The sequence below is a fragment of the Burkholderia sp. USMB20 genome, from assembly GCF_000949135.2.
In the GTDB taxonomy this organism is placed as follows: Bacteria; Pseudomonadota; Gammaproteobacteria; order Burkholderiales; family Burkholderiaceae; genus Burkholderia.
In genome coordinates, this window is sequence record NZ_JTAN02000014.1 from 31,110 (window position 1) to 55,048 (window position 23,939).

The following is a 23,939-nucleotide window of genomic DNA, read 5'->3' on the forward strand; positions in this document are numbered from 1 at the left end:
GCGCGGCCCGCGTTCATTGAAGGTTGGAAGGTTCGGAGGTTGAAATGAGTGTCGCTGATGTCAAGAAGGGCGTAGAGCAGAAGATGCAGCGCTCGATCGAAGCGTTCAAGAACGATCTGGCGAAGATCCGTACGGGCCGTGCGCATACCGGTCTGCTCGATCACGTGCAGGTCGACTACTACGGTTCGATGGTGCCGATCTCGCAGGTTGCGAACCTGACGCTCGTCGACGCACGCACGATCGGCGTGCAGCCGTGGGAAAAGAACATGGTCGCGAAGGTCGAGAAGGCCATCCGCGAAGCCGATCTGGGCCTGAACCCGGCCACGGCCGGCGACCTGATCCGCGTGCCGATGCCCGCGCTGACGGAAGAGCGCCGCCGCGAGCTCACCAAGGTGGTCAAGAGCGAAGGCGAAACGGCCAAGGTCGCGATCCGCAACCTGCGCCGCGACGCGAACGAAGCGCTCAAGAAGCTCGTGAAGGACAAGGAAATCTCGGAAGACGACGAGCGCCGTGCGAGCGACGACGTGCAGAAGCTGACCGACAAGCACGTCGCCGAAGTCGACAAGCTCGTGCAGAGCAAGGAAGCCGAGATCATGACGGTCTGACGACCGTCCTCGCGCGCCGCCTTCTTCCCGCAACTGTCTCAACGGCCATGACCTATACCAGCTCTACCGTTCGCGTGCCTGACGTCGGCGCCGTGCCGCGTCATATCGCGATCATCATGGACGGCAACGGCCGTTGGGCGACCGAACGCCGCTTGCCGCGCGTCGCGGGGCACACCCGCGGCGTCGACGCCGTGCGGTCGGTGGTCGAAGGCTGCGCGCGCGCCGGCGTCGAATACCTGACGCTGTTCGCGTTCAGTTCGGAAAACTGGCGCCGGCCGAACGACGAAGTGTCGTTCCTGATGCGGCTGTTCATCACCGCGCTCGAGCGCGAGATCGGCAAGCTGCATGCGAACGGGATCCGCCTGCGCGTCGTGGGCGATCTCGAGCGTTTCGAGCCGCGCATCCGCGAACTGATCCGCCGCGCCGAAACCAAGACGGCGCGCAACACCCGCCTGACCCTGACGATCGCCGCGAACTACGGCGGCCGCTGGGACATCCTGCAGGCGACGAAGAAACTCGTCGAGCAGGCCGTGCGCGAGGGCCGCGAGGTCGAGGTGACCGAAGACGCGTTCGCGCCGCACCTGGCGATGGCCTATGCGCCGGAGCCCGATCTCTTCATCCGCACCGGCGGCGAGCAGCGCGTCAGCAATTTCCTGCTGTGGCAGCTCGCGTACGCCGAATTCTATTTCACCGACAAATACTGGCCGGATTTCGACGGCGCGGCCCTGGCCGACGCGATCGCGTCGTATACCGAGCGCGAGCGCCGTTTCGGGCGCACCAGCGCGCAGCTCGAGCCGCAATCGCAGAACGCCGATTCCCTTTCATGCTGAAGACCCGTGTGATCACGGCGGTCGTGATGCTGGCCGTGTTGCTGCCGGTGACGCTGTTCGCGCCGCTCGCAGCCTTCGGCGCGCTGATCGGCGTCGTGCTCGTGTTCGCCGCGTGGGAATGGGCGCGCCTGCTGAAGCTCGGCGCGGCCGGTTCGGTCGTTTATGCGATCGTCGCGGCGCTGGCGCTCGCGGCGACCGTGCCGCTCGGCGTCGAGGCCGCTTCGTCCCGTCCCCTTTTCATGGCGGCCGGCGTGTTCTGGCTGCTGGTCGGCCCGTTCTCGCTGCGGCGCAAGCCGGAACTCGCGGGCGGCGTTTGGCGGCCGTTCCTGCTCGCGGCCGGGCTCGTGGTGTTCGCGGCCTGCTGGCACGCGGTCGTCGCGGCGCGTGCGCAGGGCGTTCCGTTCGTGCTCTCGCTGCTGCTGGTCGTGTGGCTGGCCGATATTGGTGCATATTTCGCGGGCAAGGCCTTCGGAAAGCGTAAACTGGCCGTGACGATCAGTCCCGGGAAGAGCTGGGAAGGCGCGATCGGCGGCTGGCTCGCCGTGATGGTCGTCGCGGGAGCCGCGATGGCCGCGCACTGGTTCGAGCCGACCCTGTTTTCCGCATTCGCGACGCGCTACGGGATGCCCGGCGCGTGGGCCGCGCTGACGCTGCTGGTTGCGTACAGCGTGATCGGCGACCTGTTCGAGTCGCTGCTCAAGCGTCAGGCGGGCGTGAAAGATTCGAGCGGCCTGCTGCCCGGTCACGGCGGCGTGCTCGACCGCGTCGACGCGCTGCTGCCGGTGCTGCCGCTCGCAATGCTGCTGCTTGGTTAAACCACTATTTCTGTTATGCAAAAACGTCTGACACTGCTCGGTTCCACGGGCTCGATCGGAGACAGCACGCTCGACGTGGTCGCCCGCCATCCCGAGCGTTTCTCGGTCTATGCGTTGACCGCGCACCGCAATGGCGACAAGCTCGTCGAGCAGTGCCTGCGCTTCGCACCCGAAGTCGCGGTGGTCGGCGATGCGAACACGGCGGCGCACGTCGAGGCGAAGCTGCGCGCGGCGGGCAACAAGACCACGGTGCTGTACGGGCCGCAGGCGCTCGTCGACGTGTCGAACAGCGACGGCTGCGACACCGTCGTCGCGGCGATCGTCGGCGCGGCCGGCCTCGCGCCGAGTCTGGCGGCCGCGCGCGCCGGCAAGCGCATCCTGCTCGCGAACAAGGAATCGCTCGTGATGTCGGGCGCGATCTTCATGGATGCCGTGCGCGACCATGGCGCGATCCTGCTGCCGGTCGACAGCGAACACAACGCGATCTTCCAGTGCATGCCGCGCGACGCGAACGAGCACGGCGGGATCTCGAAGATCATCCTGACCGCGTCGGGCGGCCCGTTCCGTACGCGCGAGCCGGCCACGCTCGTCGACGTGACGCCGGACGAGGCCTGCAAGCATCCGAACTGGGTGATGGGTCGCAAGATTTCCGTCGATTCCGCGACGATGATGAACAAGGGCCTCGAAGTGATCGAGGCGCACTGGATCTTCGGCCTGCCGGGCGACCGGATCGACGTGCTGATCCACCCGCAGAGCGTGATCCATTCGCTCGTGTCGTACCGCGACGGCTCGGTGCTCGCGCAGCTCGGCAACCCCGACATGCGTACGCCGATCGCGCACGCGCTGGCGTTCCCGGAGCGCGTCGACGCCGGTGTCGAGCAGCTCGACCTCGCGCAGATCGCCCAGCTGTCGTTCGAGAAGCCCGACTACACGCGCTTCCCGTGCCTCGCGCTCGCGCTGAAGGCGCTCGAGGAGGGCGGCATCGCGAGCGCCGCGTTGAACGCGGCGAACGAAATCGCGGTCGAAGCGTTTCTCGAGCGCCGGATCGGCTTCATGGCGATCGCGGCGACGGTCGACGCGGTGCTCAACGCACTGCCGAACCGCAACCCGAACGGGCTCGACGACGTCCTTGCGGCGGATGCCGAGGCACGCCGCCTCGCCGCCGAGATCATTGCGAAAGCGCCTGCGCCACGCGTGGAGCGCACTGTCTGAATGAGGTGCTCATGAACGTGCTGGTCGAACTGATCGCGTTTGCGGTGGCGATCGGGGTGCTGGTCGTCGTGCATGAGTACGGACATTATCGCGTCGCGCGCTGGTGCGGCGTGAAGGTGCTGCGTTTCTCGATCGGCTTCGGCCAGCCCGTCGCGCGCTGGGTCAGCCGCAAGACGGGCACCGAATGGACGCTCTCCGCGCTGCCGCTTGGCGGCTACGTGAAGATGCTCGACGAGCGCGAGCCGGGGGCGGGCGTCAAACCCGAGGAGCTCGGCCAGGCGTTCAACCGGCAATCGGTGTTCAAGCGCATCGCGATCGTCGCCGCCGGCCCGATCGCGAACTTCCTGTTGGCAATCGTCCTGTTTTCCGCCGTATTCGCAACCGGCGTGACCGAGCCGGCCGCGGTGCTCGCGCCGCCGGCCGCCGGCACGGCGGCGGCCCGCGCGGGCTTCGACGGCAGCGAGACGATCGTGTCCATTCGCGACGCACAGGGCGGCGACGCCGTGCCGGTGCGCTCGTGGTCGGACCTGCGCTGGAAGCTGCTGGCCGCCGCGTTCGATCATCGCGAGGTCGTGCTCGGCGCGCGCGACGGCGGCGCGGCGACGTTCGACTTCCGCGTCGACCTGCGCAATGTTCCCGAAAGCGCGCTCGACGACGATTTCATGCTGCACCTGGGCTTCGAGACCGGCGGCGGCGCGCTGTCGGTGGCGTCGGTGCAGCCCGGCAGCGCGGCCGAGCAGGCGGGCCTGAAGGCCGGCGACAAGCTGCTCGCGCTCGACGGCAAGCCCATCGGCGGCGCCACGCGCTTCATCGACGCGGTGAAGCACCATGCGGGCCAGGCGGTCGAACTGCAGATCGAGCGCGGCGGTGCCTTGCGGACGGTGTCGATCGTGCCGCAGGCGCAGCGCGACGACGAAACGGGGCAGCAGGTCGGCCGCATCGGCGCGGCGCTGTCGATGCACACGCCGTCGGTCGACGTGCGCTACGGGCCGATCGAGAGTCTGCGCCTCGGCGCGCACCGCACGTGGGACATCGCCGTTTACTCGCTGAGGATGTTCGGGCGGATGATCACGGGCGATGCGTCGCTGAAGAACCTGTCCGGCCCGGTGACGATCGCGGACTACGCGGGCAAGAGCGCGCGGCTCGGTCCGTCGGCCTTCCTGTCGTTCCTCGCCCTTGTCAGCATTAGCCTCGGGGTGCTGAACTTGCTGCCGATTCCCGTTTTGGACGGGGGGCATCTGTTATATTATCTGGTTGAAGCCGCGACCGGGAAAGCCGTATCGGAGCGCTGGCAGCTGATTCTGCAAAGAGCCGGGTTGATCTGCATCGTCGCGTTGTCGGCGATCGCGCTGTTCAACGACCTGGCTCGGTTAATCCATTTCTGAAGCGTCAGGCGGCGGCCAGTCGGCCGCCGCCTGATTTGATGCAGCTAAATATTGGGGATGCACGTTGTTCAAACCTCATCGCTTTGTACCTAAGACAGTTGCAGCGGCCGCGCTCGCCGCGCACGGCCTCGCGGCGCATGCAGCGGCACCGTTCGTGGTGCAAGACATCAAGATCGAGGGGTTGCAGCGCGTCGAAGCCGGTTCGGTGTTCGCCTACCTGCCGATCAAGCAGGGCGATACCTTCACCGACGACAAGGCATCCGAAGCAATCCGCGCGCTGTACGCGACGGGCTTCTTCAACGACGTGCGCATCGCCACCCAGGGCAACGTCGTGATCGTGCAGGTGCAGGAGCGTCCGGCCATCGCGTCGATCGACTTCACCGGCACGAAGGAATTCGACAAGGACAACCTGACGAAGGCGCTGCGCGCGGTGGGTCTGGCCGACGGCCGCTACTACGACAAGGCGCTCGTCGACAAGGCGGAGCAGGAGCTCAAGCGTCAGTACCTGACGCGCGGCTTCTATGCGGCCGAGGTCAAGACGACGATCACGCCGGTCGACGCGAACCGCGTGTCGATCCTGTTCGCGGTCGCCGAAGGCCCGAGCGCGAAGATCCGCCAGATCAACTTCATCGGCAACAAGGCGTTCAGCACCAGCACGCTGCGCGACGAGATGCAGCTGTCGACGCCGAACTGGTTCTCCTGGTACACGAAGAACGACCTGTACTCGAAGGAAAAGCTCACGGGCGACCTCGAGGCCGTGCGCTCGTACTACCTGAACCGCGGCTACCTCGAGTTCAACATCGAATCGACCCAGGTGTCGATCTCGCCCGACAAGAAGGACATGTACCTGACGGTCACGCTGCACGAAGGCGAGCCGTACACGGTGTCGGGCATCAAGCTGTCGGGCAACCTGCTCGATCGCGAAGCCGAACTGAACAAGCTGATCAAGATCAAGCCGGGCGATCGCTTCTCGGCCGAAAAGCTGCAGCAAACGACGAAGTCGATCGTCGACAAGCTCGGTGAATACGGCTACGCATTCGCGACCGTCAACGCGCAGCCGGACATCGACCAGGCGAACCACAAGGTGAACCTGAACCTCGTCGTCGATCCGAGCCGCCGCGTGTACGTGCGCCGCATCAACGTGGTCGGCAACACGCGCACGCGCGACGAAGTCGTGCGCCGCGAAATGCGCCAGCTCGAAAGCTCGTGGTTCGATTCGAACCGCCTCGCGCTGTCGAAGGACCGCGTGAACCGTCTCGGCTATTTCACCAACGTCGACGTGACGACGGTGCCGGTCGAAGGCACGAACGACCAGGTCGACGTGAACGTGAAGGTCGACGAAAAGCCGACCGGCGCGATCACGCTGGGCGCGGGCTTCTCGTCGACGGACAAGGTGGTGCTGTCGGCCGGCGTGTCGCAGGACAACGTGTTCGGCTCGGGCACGAGCCTGTCGGTGAACGTCAACACCGCGAAGAGCTACCGCACGCTGACCGTCACGCAGGTCGACCCGTACTTCACGGTCGACGGCATCAAGCGGATCACCGACGTCTACTACCGCACGTACCAGCCGCTTTACTACTCGACGAGTTCGAGCTTCCGGATCATCAGCGCGGGCGGCAACCTGAAGTTCGGCATCCCGTTCTCGGAAGTCGACACCGTCTACTTCGGCGCGGGCTTCGAGCAGAACCGTCTCGACGTCGACTCGAACACGCCGCAGAGCTACCAGGATTACGTGAACGAGTTCGGCCGCGTGTCGAACACGGTGCCGCTGACGGTGGCATGGTCGCGCGACGCGCGTGACAGCGCGCTGATCCCGAGCCGCGGCTACTTCACGCAGGCGAACGTCGAATACGGCGTGCCGGTCGGCAAGATCCAGTACTACAAGGCCGACCTGCAGGCGCAGTACTACTATTCGTTCTCGCGCGGCTTCATCCTGGGTCTGAACCTGCAAGGCGGCTACGGTAACGGCATCGGCAACCCGTACCCGATCTTCAAGAACTACTACGCGGGCGGTATCGGCTCCGTGCGTGGCTACGAGCCGAGCTCGCTGGGCCCGCGCGACACGAAGACGAACGACCCGATCGGCGGTTCGAAGATGGTGGTCGGCAACATCGAGCTGACGTTCCCGCTGCCGGGCACCGGCTACGACCGCACGCTGCGCGTGTTCACGTTCCTCGACGGCGGTAACGTGTGGGGCAACGCGCCGGGCGGCACGAGTACCGGCGCGAACGGCCTGCGTTACGGCTACGGTGTGGGTCTCGCGTGGATCTCGCCGATCGGCCCGCTGAAGCTGAGCCTCGGCTTCCCGCTGCAGAAGCACGAAGGCGACCAGTACCAGAAATTCCAGTTCCAGATCGGGACGGCGTTCTGATCGAACGCATGACAACAGTAACGAGAGGGTAATTTTGCTAACCGGTAAGTTTTCGAAACGAGTGATGTGTGCGCTGACCGTTGCGCTGGCCTTGGGCGCGGCGACGGCGCATGCTCAGGACGTCGCCCGCATCGCGGCGGTCAATTCGGATCGGATCCTGCGCGAGTCGGCGCCCGCCAAGGCGGCGCAGACGAAGCTCGAAGCCGAGTTCGCGAAGCGCGACAAGGATCTGCAGGACCTCGCGGCGCGCCTGAAGTCGATGTCCGACTCGCTGGACAAGAACGGTGCGTCGCTGTCGGCGGCCGATCGCGCGCAGAAGCAGCGCGATCTCGCGCAGCTCGACACCGACTTCCAGCGCAAGCAGCGCGAGTTTCGCGAAGACCTGAACCAGCGCCGCAACGAGGAGCTCGCGGCCGTGCTGGAGCGTGCGAACAAGGTCATCAAGCAGATCGCCGAGCAGCAGAATTACGACCTGATCGTGCAGGAAGCCGTGTACGTCAGTCCGCGCATCGACATCACCGACAAGGTGCTCAAGGCGCTCGCGTCCGGCTCGACGAACTGAACGGAGCAGACGACGAATGGCATTGACGCTTGAGGCACTCGTAACGCGGTTCGGCGGCGAGATCGCCGGCGACGCCCAGTGCAAGGTGGGCGGCCTCGCGCCGCTCGACCAGGCAGGCCCTCAGCAACTCGCGTTTCTCGCGAACCCGAAGTACCTGTCGCAGGTCGAGACGACCCGCGCCGGCGCGGTGCTGATCGCGCCGAAGGATCTCGAAAAGCTGGGTGCGGCCGCTCATGGCCGCAATTTCATCGTGACGCCGAATCCGTACGCGTACTTCGCGCGCGTCGCGCAGATGTTCATCGATCTCGCCACGCCGCCGCGCGCGGCCGGCGTGCATCCGAGCGCGACGATCGATCCGGCCGCGCAGGTCGCCGCGAGCGCGGTGATCGGCCCGCACGTGACGGTCGAGGCCGGCGCGGTGATCGAAGACGACGTGCAGCTGGACGCGAACGTGTTCGTCGGCCGCGGCACGACGATCGGCGCAGGCTCGCACCTGTATCCGAACGCGTCGGTGTACCACGGCTGCAAGATCGGCCCGCGCGCGATCATCCACGCGGGTGCCGTGATCGGTTCCGACGGCTTCGGCTTCGCGCCGGATTTCGTCGGCGACGGCGACGCGCGCACCGGCAGCTGGGTCAAGATTCCGCAGGTCGGCGGCGTGTCGATCGGCCCGGACGTCGAGATCGGCGCGAACACGACGATCGACCGCGGCGCGATGGCGGACACCGTCATCGAAGAATGCGTGAAGATCGACAACCAGGTCCAGATCGCGCACAACTGCCGGATCGGCGCCTACACGGTGATCGCCGGCAAGGCGGGCATCGCGGGCAGCACGACGATCGGCCGCCACTGCATGATCGGCGGCGCGGCGGGGATCGCCGGCCACGTGACGCTTGGCGACTATGTCATCATCACGGCGAATTCGGGCGTGTCGAAGTCGCTGCCGAAGGCCGGCATCTATACGAGCGCGTTCCCGGCCGTCGACCACGGCGAATGGAACCGGAGCGCCGCGCTCGTGCGCAACCTCGACAAGCTGCGCGACCGCATCAAGGCGCTCGAAACCGCGCTGGCCGCCCAGGGCGGCACGCACGCCTGACCGACACCATGCGAGACCACGAACCGGGCACGGCCAGCGCATCCGGCCCGGTTTGCCAGACTGGGCCGCACGGCGGCCCGCTTCAGCCTTTGCATCACCACCGCGCAGCCTCTGCGTGAGACGAACCATCATGAGCACTGAAAAAATCAATCTCGACATCCACAAGATCCTCACGCTGCTGCCGCATCGCTATCCGATTCTGCTCGTCGATCGCGTGCTCGAACTCGAGCCGCACAAGGGGATCAAAGCGCTGAAGAACGTGTCGATCAACGAGCCGTTCTTCCAGGGGCACTTCCCGAAGCGGCCGGTGATGCCGGGTGTGCTGATCCTCGAGGCGCTCGCTCAGGCGGCCGCGCTGCTGACGTTCTCGGAAGAGCAGCCGAAGGATCCGGAAAACACGCTGTACTACTTCGTCGGGATCGACGGCGCGCGCTTCAAGCGCGTGGTCGAACCGGGCGACCAGCTGATTCTGAACGTGACGTTCGAACGTTACATCCGCGGCATCTGGAAGTTCAAGGCAGTGGCGGAAGTGGACGGCAAGGTGGCGGCGGAAGCCGAACTGATGTGCACGGTCAAGACGGCCGACGCGGCGCCCTGAGCGACGCGGCACGCATGGGTAACGTAACGCGGGCAACGCGACACATCACATCGAGAGGCAACGGCGCATGACCAGGATTCATCCTACCGCGATCGTCGAACCGGGCGCACAGATCGACGAGTCCGTCGAGATCGGGCCGTACGCGATCGTCGGGCCGCACGTCACGATCGGCGCGCGTACGACGATCGGCTCGCACAGCGTGATCGAAGGTCACACGACGCTCGGCGAGGACAACCGCATCGGCCATTACGCGTCGGTGGGCGGTCGTCCGCAGGACATGAAGTACAAGGACGAGCCGACGAAGCTCGTGATCGGCAACCGCAACACGATCCGCGAATTCACGACGATCCACACCGGCACCGTGCAGGACGTCGGCGTGACGACGCTCGGCGACGACAACTGGATCATGGCCTATGTGCACATTGGCCATGACTGCCGCGTCGGCAACAACGTGATCCTGTCGAGCAACGCGCAGATGGCCGGTCACGTCGAGATCGGCGACTTCGCGATCGTCGGCGGGATGTCGGGCGTGCACCAGTTCGTGCGCATCGGCGCGCACTCGATGCTGGGCGGCGCCTCGGCGCTCGTGCAGGACGTGCCGCCGTTCGTGATCGCGGCCGGCAACAAGGCCGAGCCGCACGGCATCAACGTCGAAGGCCTGCGCCGGCGCGGTTTCTCGCCCGACGCGATCTCGGCGCTGCGCAGCGCGTACCGCCTGCTGTACAAGAACGGCCTGTCGCTCGAGGAAGCGAAGGTGCAGTTGCGCGAGCTGGCGGCCGCGGGCGGCGAAGGCGACGCAGCGGTCACCGCGCTCGTCGAGTTCATCGACGCGTCCCAACGCGGCATCATCCGCTAAGCGATGTCGCTCCCGACCAATCAGCTCCGGCTCGCGATGGTGGCCGGCGAGCCGTCGGGCGACCTGCTCGCGGCGTCGCTGCTCGGCGGGCTTCAGGCGCGGCTGCCCGCATCGACCCGCTACTACGGGATCGGCGGGCAGCGGATGCTCGCGCACGGCTTCGACTCGCACTGGCAGATGGACAAGCTGACGGTGCGCGGCTACGTCGAGGCGCTGGGCCAGATTCCCGAGATCCTGCGGATTCGCGGCGAGCTGAAGCGCCAGCTGCTCGCGGAGCGGCCCGACGCCTTCATCGGCGTCGACGCGCCCGATTTCAACTTCAGCGTGGAGCAGGCCGCGCGCGACGCGGGCATCCCGTCGATCCACTTCGTGTGCCCGTCGATCTGGGCGTGGCGCGGCGGCCGGATCAAGAAGATCGCGAAGTCCGTCGACCACATGCTGTGCCTGTTCCCGTTCGAACCGGCGATCCTCGACAAGGCGGGCGTCGCGTCGACGTATGTCGGCCACCCGCTGGCCGACGAGATTCCGCTCGAGCCCGACACGCACGGCGCGCGCATCGCGCTCGGCTTGCCGGCCGAGGGCCCCGTGATCGCGGTGCTGCCGGGCAGCCGGCGCTCGGAGATCGGGCTGATCGGCCCGACGTTCTTCGCCGCGATGGCGCTGATGCAGCAGCGCGAGCCCGGCGTGCGGTTCGTGATGCCGGCGGCGACGCCCGCGCTGCGCGAACTGCTGCAGCCGCTCGTCGACGCCCATCCGCAACTCGCGCTGACGATCACCGACGGCCGCTCGCAGGTTGCGATGACGGCCGCCGACGCGATCCTCGTGAAGAGCGGCACCGTCACGCTGGAAGCCGCGCTGCTGAAGAAGCCGATGGTGATCTCGTACAAGGTGCCCTGGCTGACCGGACAGATCATGCGCCGGCAGGGCTATCTGCCGTACGTCGGCTTGCCGAACATCCTGGCGGGGCGCTTCGTCGTGCCCGAGCTGCTGCAGCATTTCGCGACGCCCGAGGCGCTCGCCGATGCGACGCTCACGCAGCTGCGCGACGACGCGAACCGCCGCACGCTGACCGAAGTGTTTACCGAAATGCATCTCTCGCTGCGGCAGAACACGGCCGCGAAGGCGGCCGAAGCGGTCGTGCGCGTACTCGAGCAACGCAAGGGGCGCGTATGACGGCAGCCCGTGCACCACGCCGCCGCGCGTCGACCGACGTGCAGGGCGGCTTCGACTTCAGCCGGCCCGACGAGATCGTCTGCGGCGTCGACGAAGCGGGCCGCGGCCCGCTCGCGGGGCCGGTGGTCGCCGCCGCGGTGATCCTCGATCCCGCGCAGCCGATCGACGGGCTCGACGATTCGAAGGCGCTGTCCGCGAAAAAGCGCGACGCGCTGTACGACCTGATCGTCGCGCGCTCGCGCGCGTATTGCGTCGCGTCGGCCAGCGTCGACGAGATCGACACGCTCAACATCCTGCACGCGACGATGCTCGCGATGAAGCGGGCCGTCGAAGGCCTGTCGGTGCTGCCGACGCTCGCGCAGATCGACGGCAACCGCTGCCCGACGCTGATGGTGCGTGCCGAGGCGATCGTCAGCGGCGACGCGCTCGTGCCGAGCATCTCGGCCGCGTCGATCCTCGCGAAGGTCGCGCGTGACCGCATGCTCGTCGAGCTGCACGAACGCTTCCCGGTGTACGGGTTCAACGTGCATGCGGGCTACGGCACCGAGAAACATCTCGCCGCGCTGCGCGAGCACGGCCCGTGCGAAGCGCATCGGCGCTCGTTCGCACCCGTGCGCGCGGCACTCGACCTGATTCGATGAAAAGCATTACTTCCCGCGACAACCCGCTGTACAAGCGCCTGAAGGCGCTTGCGGGTTCGACGTCCCAGCAGCGCCGCGGCGGCCAGGCGCTGCTCGAAGGTTTTCACCTCGCCAGCGCGTATCTCGATACGGGCGCGATACCCGAGCTGTGCGTCGCCACCGAAGGCGCGCTCGCGCACGACGAAGCGCAGGCGATCATCGCGCGCGTCGATGCGCAGCGGGTCGTCACGCTGCCCGATGCGCTGTTCGGACAACTGTCGAACGTGGTGAGCGGCGTCGGTTTCCTGCTGCTCGTCGAGCGTCCCGCGCAGCCGCTGCCGGAGCGTGTCACGCACACGTCGGTCGTGCTCGACGGCGTGCAGGACGCCGGCAACGTCGGCTCGATCCTGCGCAGCGCGGCCGCGGCCGGTGTGCGGCACGTGTTCTGCGCGCCGGGCACCGCCTATGCGTGGTCGTCGAAGGTGCTGCGCTCGGGAATGGGCGCGCACTTCCTGCTGTCGATCCACGAGGATGTCGAGGCCGGCGCGCTCGCCGAACGCCTCGACGTGCCGGTCGCGCTGACCGATTCGCACGGCGCGCAGGCGATCTACGACTGCGACCTGGCCGGGCCCGTCGCATGGGTATTCGGCAACGAGGGCGCCGGCGTGTCGGCGTTCTGGCGCGACGTGGCCACGCATCGCGTGACGATCCCGCAGCCGGGCGGCATGGAGTCGCTGAATGTGGCGGCAGCGGCGGCGGTGTGCCTGTTCGAGCAGGTGCGGCAGCAGCGGCTCGCATGACATGATGACGTGACGCGCGGCGTTGCCCGCGCGGTATCCCGCACCACGAAAAAAGGCCGCGTTCGACGCGGCCTTGTTGCTTCTGGCGACGGCGGCCCGGCGGCCGCCCGTGCGCCGGTCGTCAGTACGACTGCCGGTCGAGGCGGATTTCCTGCAGGATCGTCGTCGCGATCTCCTCGATCGACTTGTGCGTCGACGACAGCCACTTGATCCCTTCGCGGCGCATCATCGCCTCGGCCTCGTTGATCTCGTAGCGGCAATTCTCGGGCGCCGCGTACTTGCTGCCGGGGCGGCGCTCGTTGCGGATCTCCGACAGGCGCTGCGGATCGATCGACAGCCCGAACAGCTTGTCGCGATGCGGCGACAGCGCCGACGGCAGCTTGCCGCGCTCGAAGTCCTCCGGAATCAGCGGATAGTTGGCGGCCTTCACGCCGTACTGCATCGCGAGATACAGGCTCGTCGGCGTCTTGCCGCTGCGCGACACGCCGACCAGGATCACGTCGGCTTCCGACAGGTTGCGGTTCGACTGGCCGTCGTCGTGCGCGAGCGAGAAGTTGATCGCCTCGATCCGCGTCTTGTATTCCTCGGTGTCGGCGTTCTGGTGGCCGCGGCCCATCGCGTGGCTCGACTTCAGCTCCAGTTCCTGCTCGAGCGGCTCGACGAAGCGCTGGAACATGTCCAGCACGAGCGCGTTCGAGCGCTTGACGATGTCGTTCGACTCGCTGTCGACGAGCGTCGTGAACACGATCGCGCGTCGGCCGTCGTGCACCGCGGCTTCGTTGATCTTCTCGACGGTCGAAAAGGCCTTGTCGAGCGAGTCGACGAACGGCACGCGCACGAGGCGGAATTTCTGGTCGAACTGGGAGAGGATCGAGTGCGCGAAGGTTTCGGCAGTGATCCCGGTGCCGTCGGAGACGATGAAAACGGTAGGCAGCATGAATCTGGGCGTCGAGCGTGAAGGGCGGTTGCGCGGGCCGCTGGAGGTCCGCCTCCAGGCACAGTGACAAGGTCGCGCCACATCCGGCAGCCGGCACGGTAGAATAGCGGCAACCTGTTGGATAAGCAATTGCGGGGGCGGGGTGCGAACGGCACGCCAGGCTTGCCGCGAGCGTTCCAGAACTCCCGGCAAGTTCGGCGATTCGTCTGAATATATCGCCCTTCTGCCGGGATTTTTGCAAATCGGGTCGGAAGATTTCCCGCCTGCGATTGTTTCTCCAACAGGTTGCGCAAGACGCGCCGCGCCTTTTTGCAAGCGCCCGCGTCCGAGCCCACTTGCGCAATCGAGCATTTTTTTCACACTTAGGGGCTTGTATGACTAACGCAGCAAACGTCGCAAAGGACCAGGCGTATGTAATCCCGTTCGAGCAGTTGCGGATGACCGATGTGGAGATCGTGGGCGGCAAGAATGCGTCGCTCGGCGAGATGATCAGCCAGCTTTCCGAAGCAGGCGTTCGCGTACCCACCGGTTTCGCCACGACCGCGCTCGCATTCCGCGATTTCCTCAAGCACAACGATCTGACCGATCGCATCGCCAAGCGTCTCGAGTCGCTCGACATCGACGACGTGAAGGCGCTCGCCGAAGCCGGTGCCGAAATCCGCAAGTGGATCGTCGACGCGCCGCTGCAGGCACGTCTCGAGGAGGAAATCCGCGCACAGTTCGAAATCCTGAAGAACGGCTCGCCGGGCGAGCTGTCGTTCGCCGTGCGTTCGTCCGCGACCGCGGAAGACCTGCCCGACGCGTCGTTCGCCGGCCAGCAGGAGTCGTACCTGAACGTCGTCGGCATCGACGACGTGCTCGACCGCATGAAGCACGTGTTCGCGTCGCTGTACAACGACCGCGCGATCTCGTACCGCGTCCACAAGGGCTTCACGCACGCTGAAGTCGCGCTGTCGGCCGGTGTGCAGCGCATGGTCCGCTCGGACGTCGGCGCGGCCGGCGTGATGTTCACGATCGACACCGAATCGGGCTTCAAGGACGCCGTGTTCATCACGTCGAGCTACGGCCTGGGCGAAACCGTCGTGCAGGGCGCCGTGAACCCGGACGAGTTCTACGTGTTCAAGACGACGCTCGCACAGGACAAGTACCCGATCATCCGCCGCTCGATCGGCTCGAAGCTGATCAAGATGGAATTCACGCAGCCGGGCGAGCCGGGCCGCGTGAAGACGGTCGACGTGCCGCACGAGCAGCGCAACCGCTACTCGATCACCGACGAAGACGTGATCGAGCTCGCGAAGTACGCGGTCATCATCGAGAAGCACTACCAGCGTCCGATGGACATCGAGTGGGGCAAGGACGGCCGCGACGGCAAGATCTTCATCCTGCAGGCGCGTCCGGAAACGGTGAAGAGCCAGGCGAGCGGCAAGGCCGAGCAGCGCTTCAAGCTGAAGGGCCAGTCGCAGGTGCTGGCAACGGGCCGCGCGATCGGCCAGAAGATCGGCGCGGGCCCCGTGCGCGTGATCCAGGACCCGTCGGAAATGGAACGCGTGCAGCCGGGCGACGTGCTGGTGGCGGACATGACCGACCCGAACTGGGAGCCGGTGATGAAGCGTGCGGCGGCGATCGTCACGAACCGTGGCGGCCGCACCTGCCACGCGGCAATCATCGCGCGTGAGCTCGGCGTGCCGGCAGTCGTCGGCTGCGGCGACGCAACCGACATCCTGAAGGACGGCGCGCTCGTCACGGTGTCGTGCGCGGAAGGCGACGAAGGCAAGATCTACGACGGGCTGCTCGAGACGGAAGTCACGGAAGTGCAGCGCGGCGAACTGCCGGAAATCCCGGTCAAGATCATGATGAACGTCGGCAACCCGCAGCTCGCGTTCGACTTCTCGCAACTGCCGAACGGTGGTGTTGGCCTCGCGCGTCTCGAGTTCATCATCAACAACAACATCGGCGTGCACCCGAAGGCGATCCTCGAGTACCCGAACATCGACCAGGACCTGAAGAAGGCGGTCGAGAGCGTCGCGCGCGGTCACGCGTCGCCGCGCCAGTTCTACGTCGACAAGCTGACGGAAGGCGTCGCGACGATCGCCGCGGCGTTCTATCCGAAGCCCGTGATCGTGCGTCTGTCCGACTTCAAGTCGAACGAGTACAAGAAGCTGATCGGCGGTTCGCGCTACGAGCCGGACGAGGAAAACCCGATGCTGGGCTTCCGCGGCGCGTCGCGTTACATCGCCGAGGACTTCGCGCAGGCGTTCGAGATGGAATGCCGTGCACTGAAGCGCGTGCGCGACGAGATGGGCCTGACCAACGTCGAGATCATGGTGCCGTTCGTGCGTACCGTGAAGCAGGCGGAGCGTGTCGTCGGCCTGCTCGAGAAGTTCGGCCTGAAGCGCGGTGAAAACGGCCTGCGCCTCGTGATGATGTGCGAAGTCCCGACCAACGCGATCCTCGCCGAAGAGTTCCTCGAGCACTTCGACGGTTTCTCGATCGGTTCGAACGACCTCACGCAGCTCACGCTCGGCCTCGACCGTGACTCGGGCATGGAACTGCTGGCCGTCGACTTCGACGAACGCGACCCGGCCGTCAAGTTCCTGCTCAAGCGCGCGATCGATACCTGCCGCAAGATGGGCAAGTACGTCGGTATCTGCGGCCAGGGCCCGTCCGATCACCCGGACTTCGCGCAATGGCTGACCGACGAAGGCATCGTGTCGATCTCGCTGAACCCGGACACGATCATCGATACGTGGCAGGCACTCGCCAACCGGAAGTAACGGTCGGTAACGCTTATTCGGCGCAAGCGCGGTACGCCGCGCTTGTGTTGAAGGCAAAATGCAAGGTTCGTGTTATAAACACCCCGGTAAGCGCCGGGGTGTTTTTTTTCGTCGGTACGCGCCGCGTTGCGTCATGCGTGTCGACCGCGACCCACGGGCGGGCGCGCAGCGAATATAGTGAGCAGCGGGGACGTTTTTCGGGAGACCACAATGATGTCGGGGCATCTGTTCTGGTGGGTCGGAGTCGGCGTGCTGGTCGTCGCCGAATTGCTGACCGGCACGTTCTACCTGCTGATGATCGCGCTCGGCTTTCTCGCGGGCGCGCTGCTGCAGCTCGCCGGTTTCGCGCCGCACGTGCAGTTCGGTGCGGCCGCCGTGGTCGCGATCGTCGCGATGATCGTGCTGCGCCGCTCGGGGCTCGGGCGCAAGCAGAAGCGCGACACGTCGACGAATCCGGACGTCAATCTCGATATCGGCGCGACCGTCACGGTCGACGCGTGGCACGACCGCCGCGCGCGCGTGCAGTATCGCGGCGCCGACTGGGACGTCGAACTCGCGGCCGGCGAGCGCGACGATGCACGCGTGTACCAGGTGCGTGCCGTGCGCGGCAACAGTCTCGTCGTCATCGCGAAACCCGCGGGCTGATCGTCCACTGATACAACAAGGAGGGAATATTTCATGGATTCGCTGATCATCTGGGTCGTCCTGCTCGTCATCGCCATCGTGATCGTGTCGAAGACGGTGAAGATCGTGCCGCAGCAGCATGCGTGGGTGCTCGAACGCTTCGGGCGCTATCACGCGACGCTGTCGCCCGGTCTCAATATCGTGCTGCCGTTCGTCGACCGGATCGCCTACCGGCACGTGCTGAAGGAAATTCCGCTCGACGTGCCGAGCCAGGTCTGCATCACGCGCGACAACACGCAGCTGCAGGTCGACGGCGTGCTGTACTTCCAGGTGACCGATCCGATGAAGGCGTCGTATGGGTCGAGCAACTTCGTGCTCGCGATCACGCAGCTCGCGCAGACGACGCTGCGCTCGGTGGTCGGCAAGCTCGAACTCGACAAGACCTTCGAGGAACGCGACTTCATCAACCACAACATCGTGTCGGCGCTCGACCAGGCGGCCGCGAACTGGGGCGTGAAAGTGCTGCGCTACGAGATCAAGGACCTGACGCCGCCGAAGGAGATCCTGCACGCGATGCAGGCGCAGATCACCGCCGAGCGGGAAAAGCGCGCGCTGATCGCTGCTTCCGAAGGCCGCAAGCAGGAGCAGATCAACCTCGCGTCGGGCGCGCGCGAAGCGGCGATCCAGAAGTCGGAAGGCGAGCGGCAGGCCGCGATCAACCAGGCGCAGGGTGAGGCGGCCGCGATTCTCGCGGTGGCCGAGGCGAACGCGCAGGCCATCCAGAAGATCGCGAACGCGATCCAGTCGCAGGGCGGGATGGATGCGGTGAACCTGAAGGTCGCCGAGCAGTACGTCGGCGCGTTCTCGAACCTCGCGAAACAGGGCAATACGCTGATCGTGCCGGCGAACCTGTCGGATCTCGGCACCGCGATCGCGTCGGCGCTGACGATCGTCAAGAACGCGGCACCGGCGGCGAGCGGGCGGGGCTGAGCGGCACGCGCGGGTTACGCGTGCCGGCGATCGCCGCGAGCGTTGCCGGGTGCGCGCCGCTCGTGCGCCCGGCATGCGCCCGGTATGTGCCGGTCATGTGCTCGTTATGTGCTCGTTATGTGCCCGGCATGCGGCGAATCGTCGCGTGACCTCGGGCGCGATCGCGCCCGCATGTCAGCAGCGCAGGCTGCGCAGCGGTTCGTCCCGGAACGCGAGCGGCGGTCCGGCCGGCGCTCATGCGCTTCGCATCGCACACAGCAACACGGCCCGCTTCGAGCGGGCCGTGTCGTTTGCGAGGCTGGCTTTCCCGAGCGTCAGGTGCCGGCGCGCATGATGCGCGCCTTTTCGCGTTCCCAGTCGCGCTTCTTCTCGGTTTCGCGCTTGTCGTGCAGCTTCTTGCCCTTCGCGAGCGCGATGTCGCATTTCACGCGACCGCCCTTGTAGTGGAAGTTCAGCGGCACGAGCGTGTAGCCACGCTGCTCGACCTTGCCGATCAGTTTCTTGATTTCGTCACGGTGTAGCAGCAGCTTGCGCGTGCGGACCGGATCGGGCTTGATGTGCGTCGAGGCTTCGGGCAGCGGGCTGATGTGGGTACCGATCAGGAAGATCTCGGCGTTCTTCACCACGACGTAGCCTTCCTTGATCTGGCCGCGCCCGGCGCGCAGCGCCTTGACTTCCCAGCCCTCGAGCACGAGCCCCGTCTCGTAGCGTTCCTCGATGTGATAATCGAAGTGCGCTTTCCTGTTGTCGATGATGCTCATGAAAGGATCGGGCCAACTCGTTTAAAATCACAATTTTAGCAAAGCAGGGCGGGAATCGCCCGGCTTGCGTTCTCACCTCGAGCGATGCCGCGCGATTTATGGCAGATGTCCAGAAAACCGTATTGATCCGTCATTCGGCGGAACAGATGTTCGACCTCGTCACCGACGTGGCCGATTACCCTAATTTCCTGCCCTGGTGCGGCGGCGTCGAGATCCGCCGTCAGGACGACAGCGGGATGGAAGCGCGCATCGACATCAACTTCAAGGGCATCAAGCAGCATTTCGCGACGCGCAACACGCAGCAGCGCCCGACGCGGATCGACATGGAGTTCGCGGACGGCCCGTTCCGGAAGTTCACGGGCTCGTGGCGCTTCATCCCGCTGCGCGCCGATGCATGCAAGATCGAATTCGCGCTGCACTACGAGTTCTCGAGCATCCTGCTCGAGAAGATCATCGGGCCGGTGTTCAGCCATATCGCGAACACGTTCGTCGATTCGTTCGTCAAGCGCGCCGACCAGCGCTACGGGAAGGGGTGACGCGATGCTGTCGATCGAAGTCTGCTACGCGCTGCCGGATCGCCAGACGCTGATTCCGGTGTCGCTGCCCGAAGGCGCGACCGTGCGCGCGGCGATCGACGCGAGCGGCGTGCTCGCGCTGCACCCGGAAATCGACCTCGCGCACGCGAAAACCGGCATATTCGGCAAGCTCGCGCCGCTCGACGCACCGCTCGCCGACCACGACCGCGTCGAGATCTACCGCCCGTTGATCGTCGATCCGAAGCTCGCGCGTCAGCGGCGCGTCGACAAGACCCGCCGCGAGGGCTCCGTCGAGGGCCGCAAGTGGATGCACAAGGACGCGCGCTGACGCGTCGCGTCGGCGTCGCTGCATCTTCTCCGTTCCGATTCGTCAGACCAGGCGCGGCGGCGCTCAGTGCGCCGTGACGTTCGCGTTCACGGCCGCGTTGCCGGGCGTGTTGCCGCCCGCATGCGTGTCGTTGTGCCGGCGCACCGACCCGTAGACGCCCGCCAGCAGCAGGGCGAGCGCCACGATCTCGAGTACGCGCGGCATCCGCTGATCGTAGACGAACGCATAGAGCATCGCGAACACGGTTTCGAAGACGATCAGCTGGCCGGACAGCGTGAGCGGCAGCCGCTTCGACGCCGCGTTCCACAGTCCGTTGCCGAGCCACGACGCGCCGATCGCAAGCACGAGGTTCAGCAGCCAGAACAGTTGCCAGCGCGATGCCGGAACGGCGGCCTGCACCGTGCCGGCCGGCAGCGCGAGGATCGCGAGCCAGCAGAGGCCGCCGATCAGGCCCGTCACCACACCCCACAGCACCGACCACTCGTTGCCGCCGAAATGAGGGTTGCGCTGCAGGTAGCGCGTGTTCGCGACCGCGTACCAGGTCCAGCTCGCGAGTGCGCCGCTTGCGCACGCGATGCCCGCGAGCTTCTGGCCGAGCGTCGTCGCCTGCGCGGCTTCCGACGTGAAGAGGTCGACGTTGATGCAGACGATGCCGGCGATCACCAGCGCGAGCGGGGCGGCGAGGCGCCGCAGCGGCATCGCGCCGTGGTCGCCGAGGCCCGCGAGCGTGACGGTCACGGGCAGCACGCCGACGATCAGGGAGCTGGGTGCGATGCCGATCAGGTGCACGGCACCGGACAGCAGCATGTAGTACGCAACGTTGCCGATCAGCGCGAGCTTCGCGAGCGCGACGAGATCCTCGCGGGTCAGCCGGGCGAGCAGCGAGCGGGCGGCCGGCAGGGCCGCCGCCAGCGACACGAGGCCGTACATCGCATAGCGGCCCGCGCTCAGCAGCAGCGGCGAGAAGTCGGTCATCAGCCGCGGCACGAGAAAGACCATGCCCCACAACGCGCCCGCGAGGACGCCATACACCACACCGCGCTGCATCGACTGCTCCGAACGAAAGACTGACGAGCGCGCATCTTAACGACGGCGGCGCGACCGCGTCTTGTTCATTCCTGCACTCGGGAGCGGGGTGTGGCAGGGACCGGCTGCAAGCGCCGCCGCGCCCCGGTCCTGTTTAACCGGGGGCTGCGGCGGGTCGCGTTGCCCTTCGACGCTCAACCGATCAGCGCTCGACCGGTTCGGCCGCCGCCGCACTGTCGCCCGCCGCGGCTGCTCGCGCGGGGCGGCGCACGGTGCGCAGCTTGCCGCTGTTGCCGCCGCCGCAGTAGAAGAGGTCGCGGCCGTCGGACTCCAGCCCCGACACGCCGACGCCGGGCGGCATGTCGACCTGTTCGAGCACTTGCCCGTTGCGCGGGTCGATCCGCCGCAACGCGCTCTCGTCCGCTTCCCAGGTGCCGTGCCACAGCTCGCCGTCGACCCACGTCACGCCGGTGACGAAGCGGTTCGATTCGATCGTGCGCAGCACGGCGCCCGATTGCGGATCCACCTGGTGAATCTTGCGTTCGCGGTACTGGCCGACCCACAGCGTGCCTTCCGCCCAGGCCAGCCCCGAATCGGCGCCGCCGCCGGGCGCGGGGATCGTCGCGAGCACGCGGCCGGAGTCGGGATCGATCTTCTCGATACGGTCCTCGACGATCTGGAACAGGTGGCGCCCGTCGAACGCGGTGCCTGCGTGCGCGGCGACGTCGAGTGCGCGCACGGTCGTGCCGCGTTCCGGGTCGAGCGCGTTCAGCTTGTCGCCGGACGCGAACCACACGTGCCGCCCGTCGAACGTGACGCCGTGTACGCCGTCGACGCCCGGAAACGGGCCGTATTCGCGGAGGATGTCTGCGGGGGAGCGTTTCATGTTTGTCACCTCGTCGTTGGTATCCCCATCCTAGTCGCCCGGCAGCGGCGCGGGGAGTAACAAGGTCGTCGCGAATCCGGGCAGCGGCGGCGTCATCCAGCGGCGCGCGCGACCGCGGCCGACCGCCTGCACCTTGTCCGCTTCGGCGAGCGCATCGAGCGCGCGCTGCACGGTGCGCTGGTTCACGCCGAGTGCGAGCGCCAGCGCGGAGCTCGACCACGCCTCGCCGTCCGCGAGCAGCGCGAGCACGGCCGCATGGCGGTCGTCGACTGGACGCGCGAGCACGACGGCCTCGTGCGGGCCGAGCGGTTCGAGCGCGAAGCCGCTCGGCGTCGCAGTGATGTTCGCGAGCGGCCGCAGCACCGCGCGCAAGCGGCCGATCTCGACGCGCAGGCGGGCGCGATGCGATTCGTCCGCGTGTCTCGCGCGAAACGCCGCGGCGACGAGCGCGTTTCTCGACACGTCGCCGGGCCACGCCTCGCCCAGTGCGCGGGCGAGCACGAACAGCACCGGGCGGCGTGCGAGCGACACGGTCGTGCGCGCGTCGCGCACCGCGTGGCGGCATGCATCGACGACGAGCGCGTTCGATGCCAGCAGCGCCTCGACCTCGTCGAGCAGCACGAGCCGCGACGTACCGCGCGCGATGAGTCGCGCGGCCGGCGTATCGAGCATGCGGGCAGCCGTGTCGACTTCGGCCGTCAGCGCGGCGATGCCGGCGTCCTGTGCGGCCGCGCGCGCACGGGCGAGCGCCAGGCGCGCCGCGTGCGGGCGGATGCGGCGCATCGCGATGCCGGCCGCGATCAGTTCGTGAGCCGCGCGCGATGCGGCGGGCAGCGGTGCGGGATCTAGGCTCGCGAGCCGCTGTTCGGCATCCCCGACGTGCCCGATCAGCAGCAGCCGGCGCACGCCGAGATAGCGCGCATGCGCGGCGTTCGTGCGGTCGCCGTGTGCGTCGAGCGTCGCGCAGGCGGCGTCGAGGGCGCGCGACGGCCAGCCGAGGTCGCGCGACGCCAGCGCGATCTCGGCCTCCGCGACGACACAGCGCGCCCGCGCGACGGCTTCCTTCGCGCCGAACGCGCGCGCCGCGCTGCGCACGAGCGCGCGTGCGCGCTCGAAATCGCCGAGCTGGGCCATCGCGATGCCGCGCAACGCGAGCGCCGGCGCGTCGTCGCGCAACGCGACGCGGTTCAGCGCGCCGAGCGGGTCGCCCGCCGCGAGCGCCCGCGCGGCGGCCGTGATCAGCGAATCCATCCGAATCCCGACACAGTTGTCACTCCCTCCGGTCCGACGCCCGGTCCTAATCTAGCACCACGCACACGGCAGATGCGCCGTGCCCGGATATCCATCGAAAGGAGGAACCCGTAATGACGAACCATCTCACCGGAACGCGCGACGAATGGCTGGCTGCGCGCCGCGCGCTGCTCGATGCGGAAAAGGCGCTGACCCGGCAGGGCGACGCGCTCGCGCGGCGGCGCCAGGCGCTGCCGTGGGTGCGCGTCGACAAGGCCTACCGGTTCGACACCGAGGACGGCCCGGCGACGCTCGACGATCTGTTCGGCGGCCGTTCGCAACTGCTCGTCTATCACTTCATGTTCGGCCCCGACTACAAGGCCGGCTGCCCGTCGTGCTCGGCGCTCGCCGACGGCTTCGACGGTTTCGGGGTCCACCTCGCGAACCACGACGTGACGCTCGCGGCGGTGTCGCGCGCGCCGCTTGCGAAGCTGCTGGGATACCGGCAGCGGATGGGCTGGCACTTTCCGTGGGCGTCGTCGGACGACGGTGAGTTCAATTTCGACTTCAACGTGTCGTTCACCGAAGCGCAGCAGCGCGCCGGCGACGTCGAATACAACTATGCGCGCGCCGGCCACGCGATGGACATGGACCCGCCGCCCGCCGCGCTCGCCCAGTTCGCGGCGACGTGCGGCACCGACGCCGCCACATACGCGCGCGACCGGCCGGGGATGAGCGCGTTCGTGCGCGAGGACGGCATCGTCTATCACACGTATTCGACGTACGCGCGCGGGCTCGACGGGCTGTGGGGAATGTACCAGTGGCTCGATCGCGCGCCGCTCGGGCGCAACGAGACGGGCGTGTGGTGGCGCCGTCATGACGAGTATGCACGCGGTTGAGCACGGCCCGGCGAGCCGCGGGAGC

The 23,939-nt window shown here is 67.0% G+C and carries 24 protein-coding genes; 19 read left to right on the top strand and 5 right to left on the bottom strand.

From position 1 onward, the window contains the following. Positions 1 to 44: 44 nt before the first annotated feature. The 13 genes from frr (at position 45) to PL79_RS18485 (ending at position 12,923) form a co-directional block, all read left to right on the top strand. Entirely contained in the window at positions 45 to 605 is a 561-nt protein-coding gene (frr, locus tag PL79_RS18425) for a ribosome recycling factor (RefSeq protein ID WP_006752152.1), read from the top strand. A gap of 47 nt (positions 606 to 652) precedes the next feature. Next, positions 653 to 1,435 (top strand): polyprenyl diphosphate synthase, encoded by a 783-nt coding sequence (uppS, locus tag PL79_RS18430; protein WP_044843774.1) that lies wholly within the window; start codon positions 653 to 655, stop codon positions 1,433 to 1,435. Then, positions 1,429 to 2,250, top strand: coding sequence for a phosphatidate cytidylyltransferase (locus PL79_RS18435; protein ID WP_044843773.1), 822 nt, complete (start codon positions 1,429 to 1,431; stop codon positions 2,248 to 2,250). Before uppS ends, PL79_RS18435 begins: the two co-directional genes overlap by 7 nt. A gap of 15 nt (positions 2,251 to 2,265) precedes the next feature. Then, positions 2,266 to 3,462 carry a 1-deoxy-D-xylulose-5-phosphate reductoisomerase gene (locus PL79_RS18440; protein ID WP_044843772.1) on the top strand — a complete coding sequence of 399 codons (1,197 nt, stop codon included), beginning with the start codon at positions 2,266 to 2,268 and terminating at the stop codon, positions 3,460 to 3,462. An 11-nt stretch (positions 3,463 to 3,473) separates the two neighbouring features. Continuing rightward, positions 3,474 to 4,847 carry an RIP metalloprotease RseP gene (gene rseP / locus PL79_RS18445; RefSeq protein WP_044843771.1) on the top strand — a complete coding sequence of 458 codons (1,374 nt, stop codon included), beginning with the start codon at positions 3,474 to 3,476 and terminating at the stop codon, positions 4,845 to 4,847. A 64-nt stretch (positions 4,848 to 4,911) separates the two neighbouring features. Then, entirely contained in the window at positions 4,912 to 7,218 is a 2,307-nt protein-coding gene (gene bamA, locus PL79_RS18450) for an outer membrane protein assembly factor BamA (RefSeq protein WP_044843770.1), read from the top strand. 64 nt (positions 7,219 to 7,282) lie between these two features. Beyond that, on the top strand, positions 7,283 to 7,780 hold the full coding sequence (locus PL79_RS18455; protein WP_040144479.1) for an OmpH family outer membrane protein: 498 nt from the start codon (positions 7,283 to 7,285) through the stop codon (positions 7,778 to 7,780). Between the two features lie 16 nt (positions 7,781 to 7,796). Next, entirely contained in the window at positions 7,797 to 8,876 is a 1,080-nt protein-coding gene (lpxD, locus tag PL79_RS18460) for a UDP-3-O-(3-hydroxymyristoyl)glucosamine N-acyltransferase (protein ID WP_044843769.1), read from the top strand. A gap of 130 nt (positions 8,877 to 9,006) precedes the next feature. Then, on the top strand, positions 9,007 to 9,474 hold the full coding sequence (gene fabZ, locus PL79_RS18465) for a 3-hydroxyacyl-ACP dehydratase FabZ (RefSeq protein ID WP_006402657.1): 468 nt from the start codon (positions 9,007 to 9,009) through the stop codon (positions 9,472 to 9,474). A 67-nt stretch (positions 9,475 to 9,541) separates the two neighbouring features. Beyond that, positions 9,542 to 10,330, top strand: coding sequence for an acyl-ACP--UDP-N-acetylglucosamine O-acyltransferase (lpxA, locus tag PL79_RS18470; protein ID WP_044843768.1), 789 nt, complete (start codon positions 9,542 to 9,544; stop codon positions 10,328 to 10,330). A 3-nt stretch (positions 10,331 to 10,333) separates the two neighbouring features. Beyond that, positions 10,334 to 11,503 (top strand): lipid-A-disaccharide synthase, encoded by a 1,170-nt coding sequence (gene lpxB / locus PL79_RS18475; protein ID WP_044843767.1) that lies wholly within the window; start codon positions 10,334 to 10,336, stop codon positions 11,501 to 11,503. Next, complete coding sequence (gene rnhB / locus PL79_RS18480; protein WP_044843766.1) at positions 11,500 to 12,144, top strand: ribonuclease HII; 645 nt, start codon at positions 11,500 to 11,502, stop codon at positions 12,142 to 12,144. Before lpxB ends, rnhB begins: the two co-directional genes overlap by 4 nt. After that, positions 12,141 to 12,923 carry a TrmH family RNA methyltransferase gene (locus PL79_RS18485; RefSeq protein ID WP_044843765.1) on the top strand — a complete coding sequence of 261 codons (783 nt, stop codon included), beginning with the start codon at positions 12,141 to 12,143 and terminating at the stop codon, positions 12,921 to 12,923. Before rnhB ends, PL79_RS18485 begins: the two co-directional genes overlap by 4 nt. A gap of 121 nt (positions 12,924 to 13,044) precedes the next feature. Here PL79_RS18485 and ppsR read toward each other — a convergent pair whose 3' ends face one another. Then, positions 13,045 to 13,860, bottom strand: coding sequence for a posphoenolpyruvate synthetase regulatory kinase/phosphorylase PpsR (gene ppsR, locus PL79_RS18490; protein WP_044843764.1), 816 nt, complete (start codon positions 13,858 to 13,860; stop codon positions 13,045 to 13,047). 374 nt (positions 13,861 to 14,234) lie between these two features. Here ppsR and ppsA point away from each other — a divergent pair, with 374 nt between their 5' ends. From ppsA to PL79_RS18505, 3 genes are all read left to right on the top strand, one after another. After that, positions 14,235 to 16,634: a phosphoenolpyruvate synthase gene (gene ppsA / locus PL79_RS18495; RefSeq protein ID WP_044843763.1), complete on the top strand. Its 2,400-nt coding sequence runs from the start codon at positions 14,235 to 14,237 to the stop codon at positions 16,632 to 16,634. 210 nt (positions 16,635 to 16,844) lie between these two features. Next, the gene (locus PL79_RS18500; RefSeq protein WP_044843762.1) at positions 16,845 to 17,279 is read left to right on the top strand and encodes an NfeD family protein; all 435 of its coding nucleotides are present in this window, start codon (positions 16,845 to 16,847) and stop codon (positions 17,277 to 17,279) included. 33 nt (positions 17,280 to 17,312) lie between these two features. Further along, complete coding sequence (locus PL79_RS18505; protein WP_044843761.1) at positions 17,313 to 18,248, top strand: SPFH domain-containing protein; 936 nt, start codon at positions 17,313 to 17,315, stop codon at positions 18,246 to 18,248. Positions 18,249 to 18,562: 314 nt separating this feature from the next. Here PL79_RS18505 and smpB read toward each other — a convergent pair whose 3' ends face one another. Then, positions 18,563 to 19,009: an SsrA-binding protein SmpB gene (smpB, locus tag PL79_RS18510; RefSeq protein WP_044843760.1), complete on the bottom strand. Its 447-nt coding sequence runs from the start codon at positions 19,007 to 19,009 to the stop codon at positions 18,563 to 18,565. 98 nt (positions 19,010 to 19,107) lie between these two features. Between smpB and PL79_RS18515 the strand changes: the two genes are divergently transcribed. Both PL79_RS18515 and PL79_RS18520 read left to right on the top strand, forming a co-directional pair. Continuing rightward, on the top strand, positions 19,108 to 19,545 hold the full coding sequence (locus PL79_RS18515; protein ID WP_044843759.1) for a type II toxin-antitoxin system RatA family toxin: 438 nt from the start codon (positions 19,108 to 19,110) through the stop codon (positions 19,543 to 19,545). 4 nt (positions 19,546 to 19,549) lie between these two features. After that, positions 19,550 to 19,873, top strand: coding sequence for an RnfH family protein (locus PL79_RS18520; protein ID WP_044843758.1), 324 nt, complete (start codon positions 19,550 to 19,552; stop codon positions 19,871 to 19,873). Positions 19,874 to 19,936: 63 nt separating this feature from the next. Here the strand turns inward: PL79_RS18520 and PL79_RS18525 are convergent, their stop codons facing one another. The 3 genes from PL79_RS18525 to PL79_RS18535 all read right to left on the bottom strand — a co-directional run bounded on the left by PL79_RS18525 (position 19,937) and on the right by PL79_RS18535 (position 23,036). Then, a complete protein-coding gene (locus tag PL79_RS18525; protein WP_044843757.1) occupies positions 19,937 to 20,920 on the bottom strand; it encodes a DMT family transporter in 984 nt (327 codons plus the stop codon). 181 nt (positions 20,921 to 21,101) lie between these two features. Continuing rightward, on the bottom strand, positions 21,102 to 21,785 hold the full coding sequence (locus tag PL79_RS18530; RefSeq protein ID WP_044843756.1) for a Vgb family protein: 684 nt from the start codon (positions 21,783 to 21,785) through the stop codon (positions 21,102 to 21,104). Positions 21,786 to 21,815: 30 nt separating this feature from the next. Next, a complete protein-coding gene (locus tag PL79_RS18535; protein ID WP_044843755.1) occupies positions 21,816 to 23,036 on the bottom strand; it encodes a DNA-binding protein in 1,221 nt (406 codons plus the stop codon). 113 nt (positions 23,037 to 23,149) lie between these two features. Between PL79_RS18535 and PL79_RS18540 the strand changes: the two genes are divergently transcribed. Then, positions 23,150 to 23,914, top strand: a complete 765-nt coding sequence (locus tag PL79_RS18540) for a DUF899 domain-containing protein (RefSeq protein WP_044843754.1) — start codon at positions 23,150 to 23,152, stop codon at positions 23,912 to 23,914. Positions 23,915 to 23,939 lie beyond the last annotated feature (25 nt).

Excerpts from the sequence above, each read along its gene's own strand:
- PL79_RS18530 (WP_044843756.1), bottom strand. The coding sequence starts at position 21,785 with ATGAAACGCTCCCCCGCAGACATCCTCCGCGAATACGGCCCGTTTCCG.
- lpxA (WP_044843768.1), top strand. The coding sequence starts at position 9,542 with ATGACCAGGATTCATCCTACCGCGATCGTCGAACCGGGCGCACAGATC.
- PL79_RS18540 (WP_044843754.1), top strand. The coding sequence starts at position 23,150 with ATGACGAACCATCTCACCGGAACGCGCGACGAATGGCTGGCTGCGCGC.
- fabZ (WP_006402657.1), top strand. The coding sequence starts at position 9,007 with ATGAGCACTGAAAAAATCAATCTCGACATCCACAAGATCCTCACGCTG.
- lpxD (WP_044843769.1), top strand. The coding sequence starts at position 7,797 with ATGGCATTGACGCTTGAGGCACTCGTAACGCGGTTCGGCGGCGAGATC.
- rseP (WP_044843771.1), top strand. The coding sequence starts at position 3,474 with ATGAACGTGCTGGTCGAACTGATCGCGTTTGCGGTGGCGATCGGGGTG.
- PL79_RS18505 (WP_044843761.1), top strand. The coding sequence starts at position 17,313 with ATGGATTCGCTGATCATCTGGGTCGTCCTGCTCGTCATCGCCATCGTG.
- PL79_RS18455 (WP_040144479.1), top strand. The coding sequence starts at position 7,283 with ATGTGTGCGCTGACCGTTGCGCTGGCCTTGGGCGCGGCGACGGCGCAT.
- PL79_RS18525 (WP_044843757.1), bottom strand. The coding sequence starts at position 20,920 with ATGCAGCGCGGTGTGGTGTATGGCGTCCTCGCGGGCGCGTTGTGGGGC.
- PL79_RS18520 (WP_044843758.1), top strand. The coding sequence starts at position 19,550 with ATGCTGTCGATCGAAGTCTGCTACGCGCTGCCGGATCGCCAGACGCTG.
- PL79_RS18435 (WP_044843773.1), top strand. The coding sequence starts at position 1,429 with ATGCTGAAGACCCGTGTGATCACGGCGGTCGTGATGCTGGCCGTGTTG.
- PL79_RS18515 (WP_044843759.1), top strand. The coding sequence starts at position 19,108 with ATGGCAGATGTCCAGAAAACCGTATTGATCCGTCATTCGGCGGAACAG.
- PL79_RS18500 (WP_044843762.1), top strand. The coding sequence starts at position 16,845 with ATGATGTCGGGGCATCTGTTCTGGTGGGTCGGAGTCGGCGTGCTGGTC.
- ppsR (WP_044843764.1), bottom strand. The coding sequence starts at position 13,860 with ATGCTGCCTACCGTTTTCATCGTCTCCGACGGCACCGGGATCACTGCC.
- PL79_RS18485 (WP_044843765.1), top strand. The coding sequence starts at position 12,141 with ATGAAAAGCATTACTTCCCGCGACAACCCGCTGTACAAGCGCCTGAAG.
- smpB (WP_044843760.1), bottom strand. The coding sequence starts at position 19,009 with ATGAGCATCATCGACAACAGGAAAGCGCACTTCGATTATCACATCGAG.
- uppS (WP_044843774.1), top strand. The coding sequence starts at position 653 with ATGACCTATACCAGCTCTACCGTTCGCGTGCCTGACGTCGGCGCCGTG.
- PL79_RS18440 (WP_044843772.1), top strand. The coding sequence starts at position 2,266 with ATGCAAAAACGTCTGACACTGCTCGGTTCCACGGGCTCGATCGGAGAC.
- rnhB (WP_044843766.1), top strand. The coding sequence starts at position 11,500 with ATGACGGCAGCCCGTGCACCACGCCGCCGCGCGTCGACCGACGTGCAG.
- ppsA (WP_044843763.1), top strand. The coding sequence starts at position 14,235 with ATGACTAACGCAGCAAACGTCGCAAAGGACCAGGCGTATGTAATCCCG.
- PL79_RS18535 (WP_044843755.1), bottom strand. The coding sequence starts at position 23,036 with ATGGATTCGCTGATCACGGCCGCCGCGCGGGCGCTCGCGGCGGGCGAC.
- lpxB (WP_044843767.1), top strand. The coding sequence starts at position 10,334 with ATGTCGCTCCCGACCAATCAGCTCCGGCTCGCGATGGTGGCCGGCGAG.
- frr (WP_006752152.1), top strand. The coding sequence starts at position 45 with ATGAGTGTCGCTGATGTCAAGAAGGGCGTAGAGCAGAAGATGCAGCGC.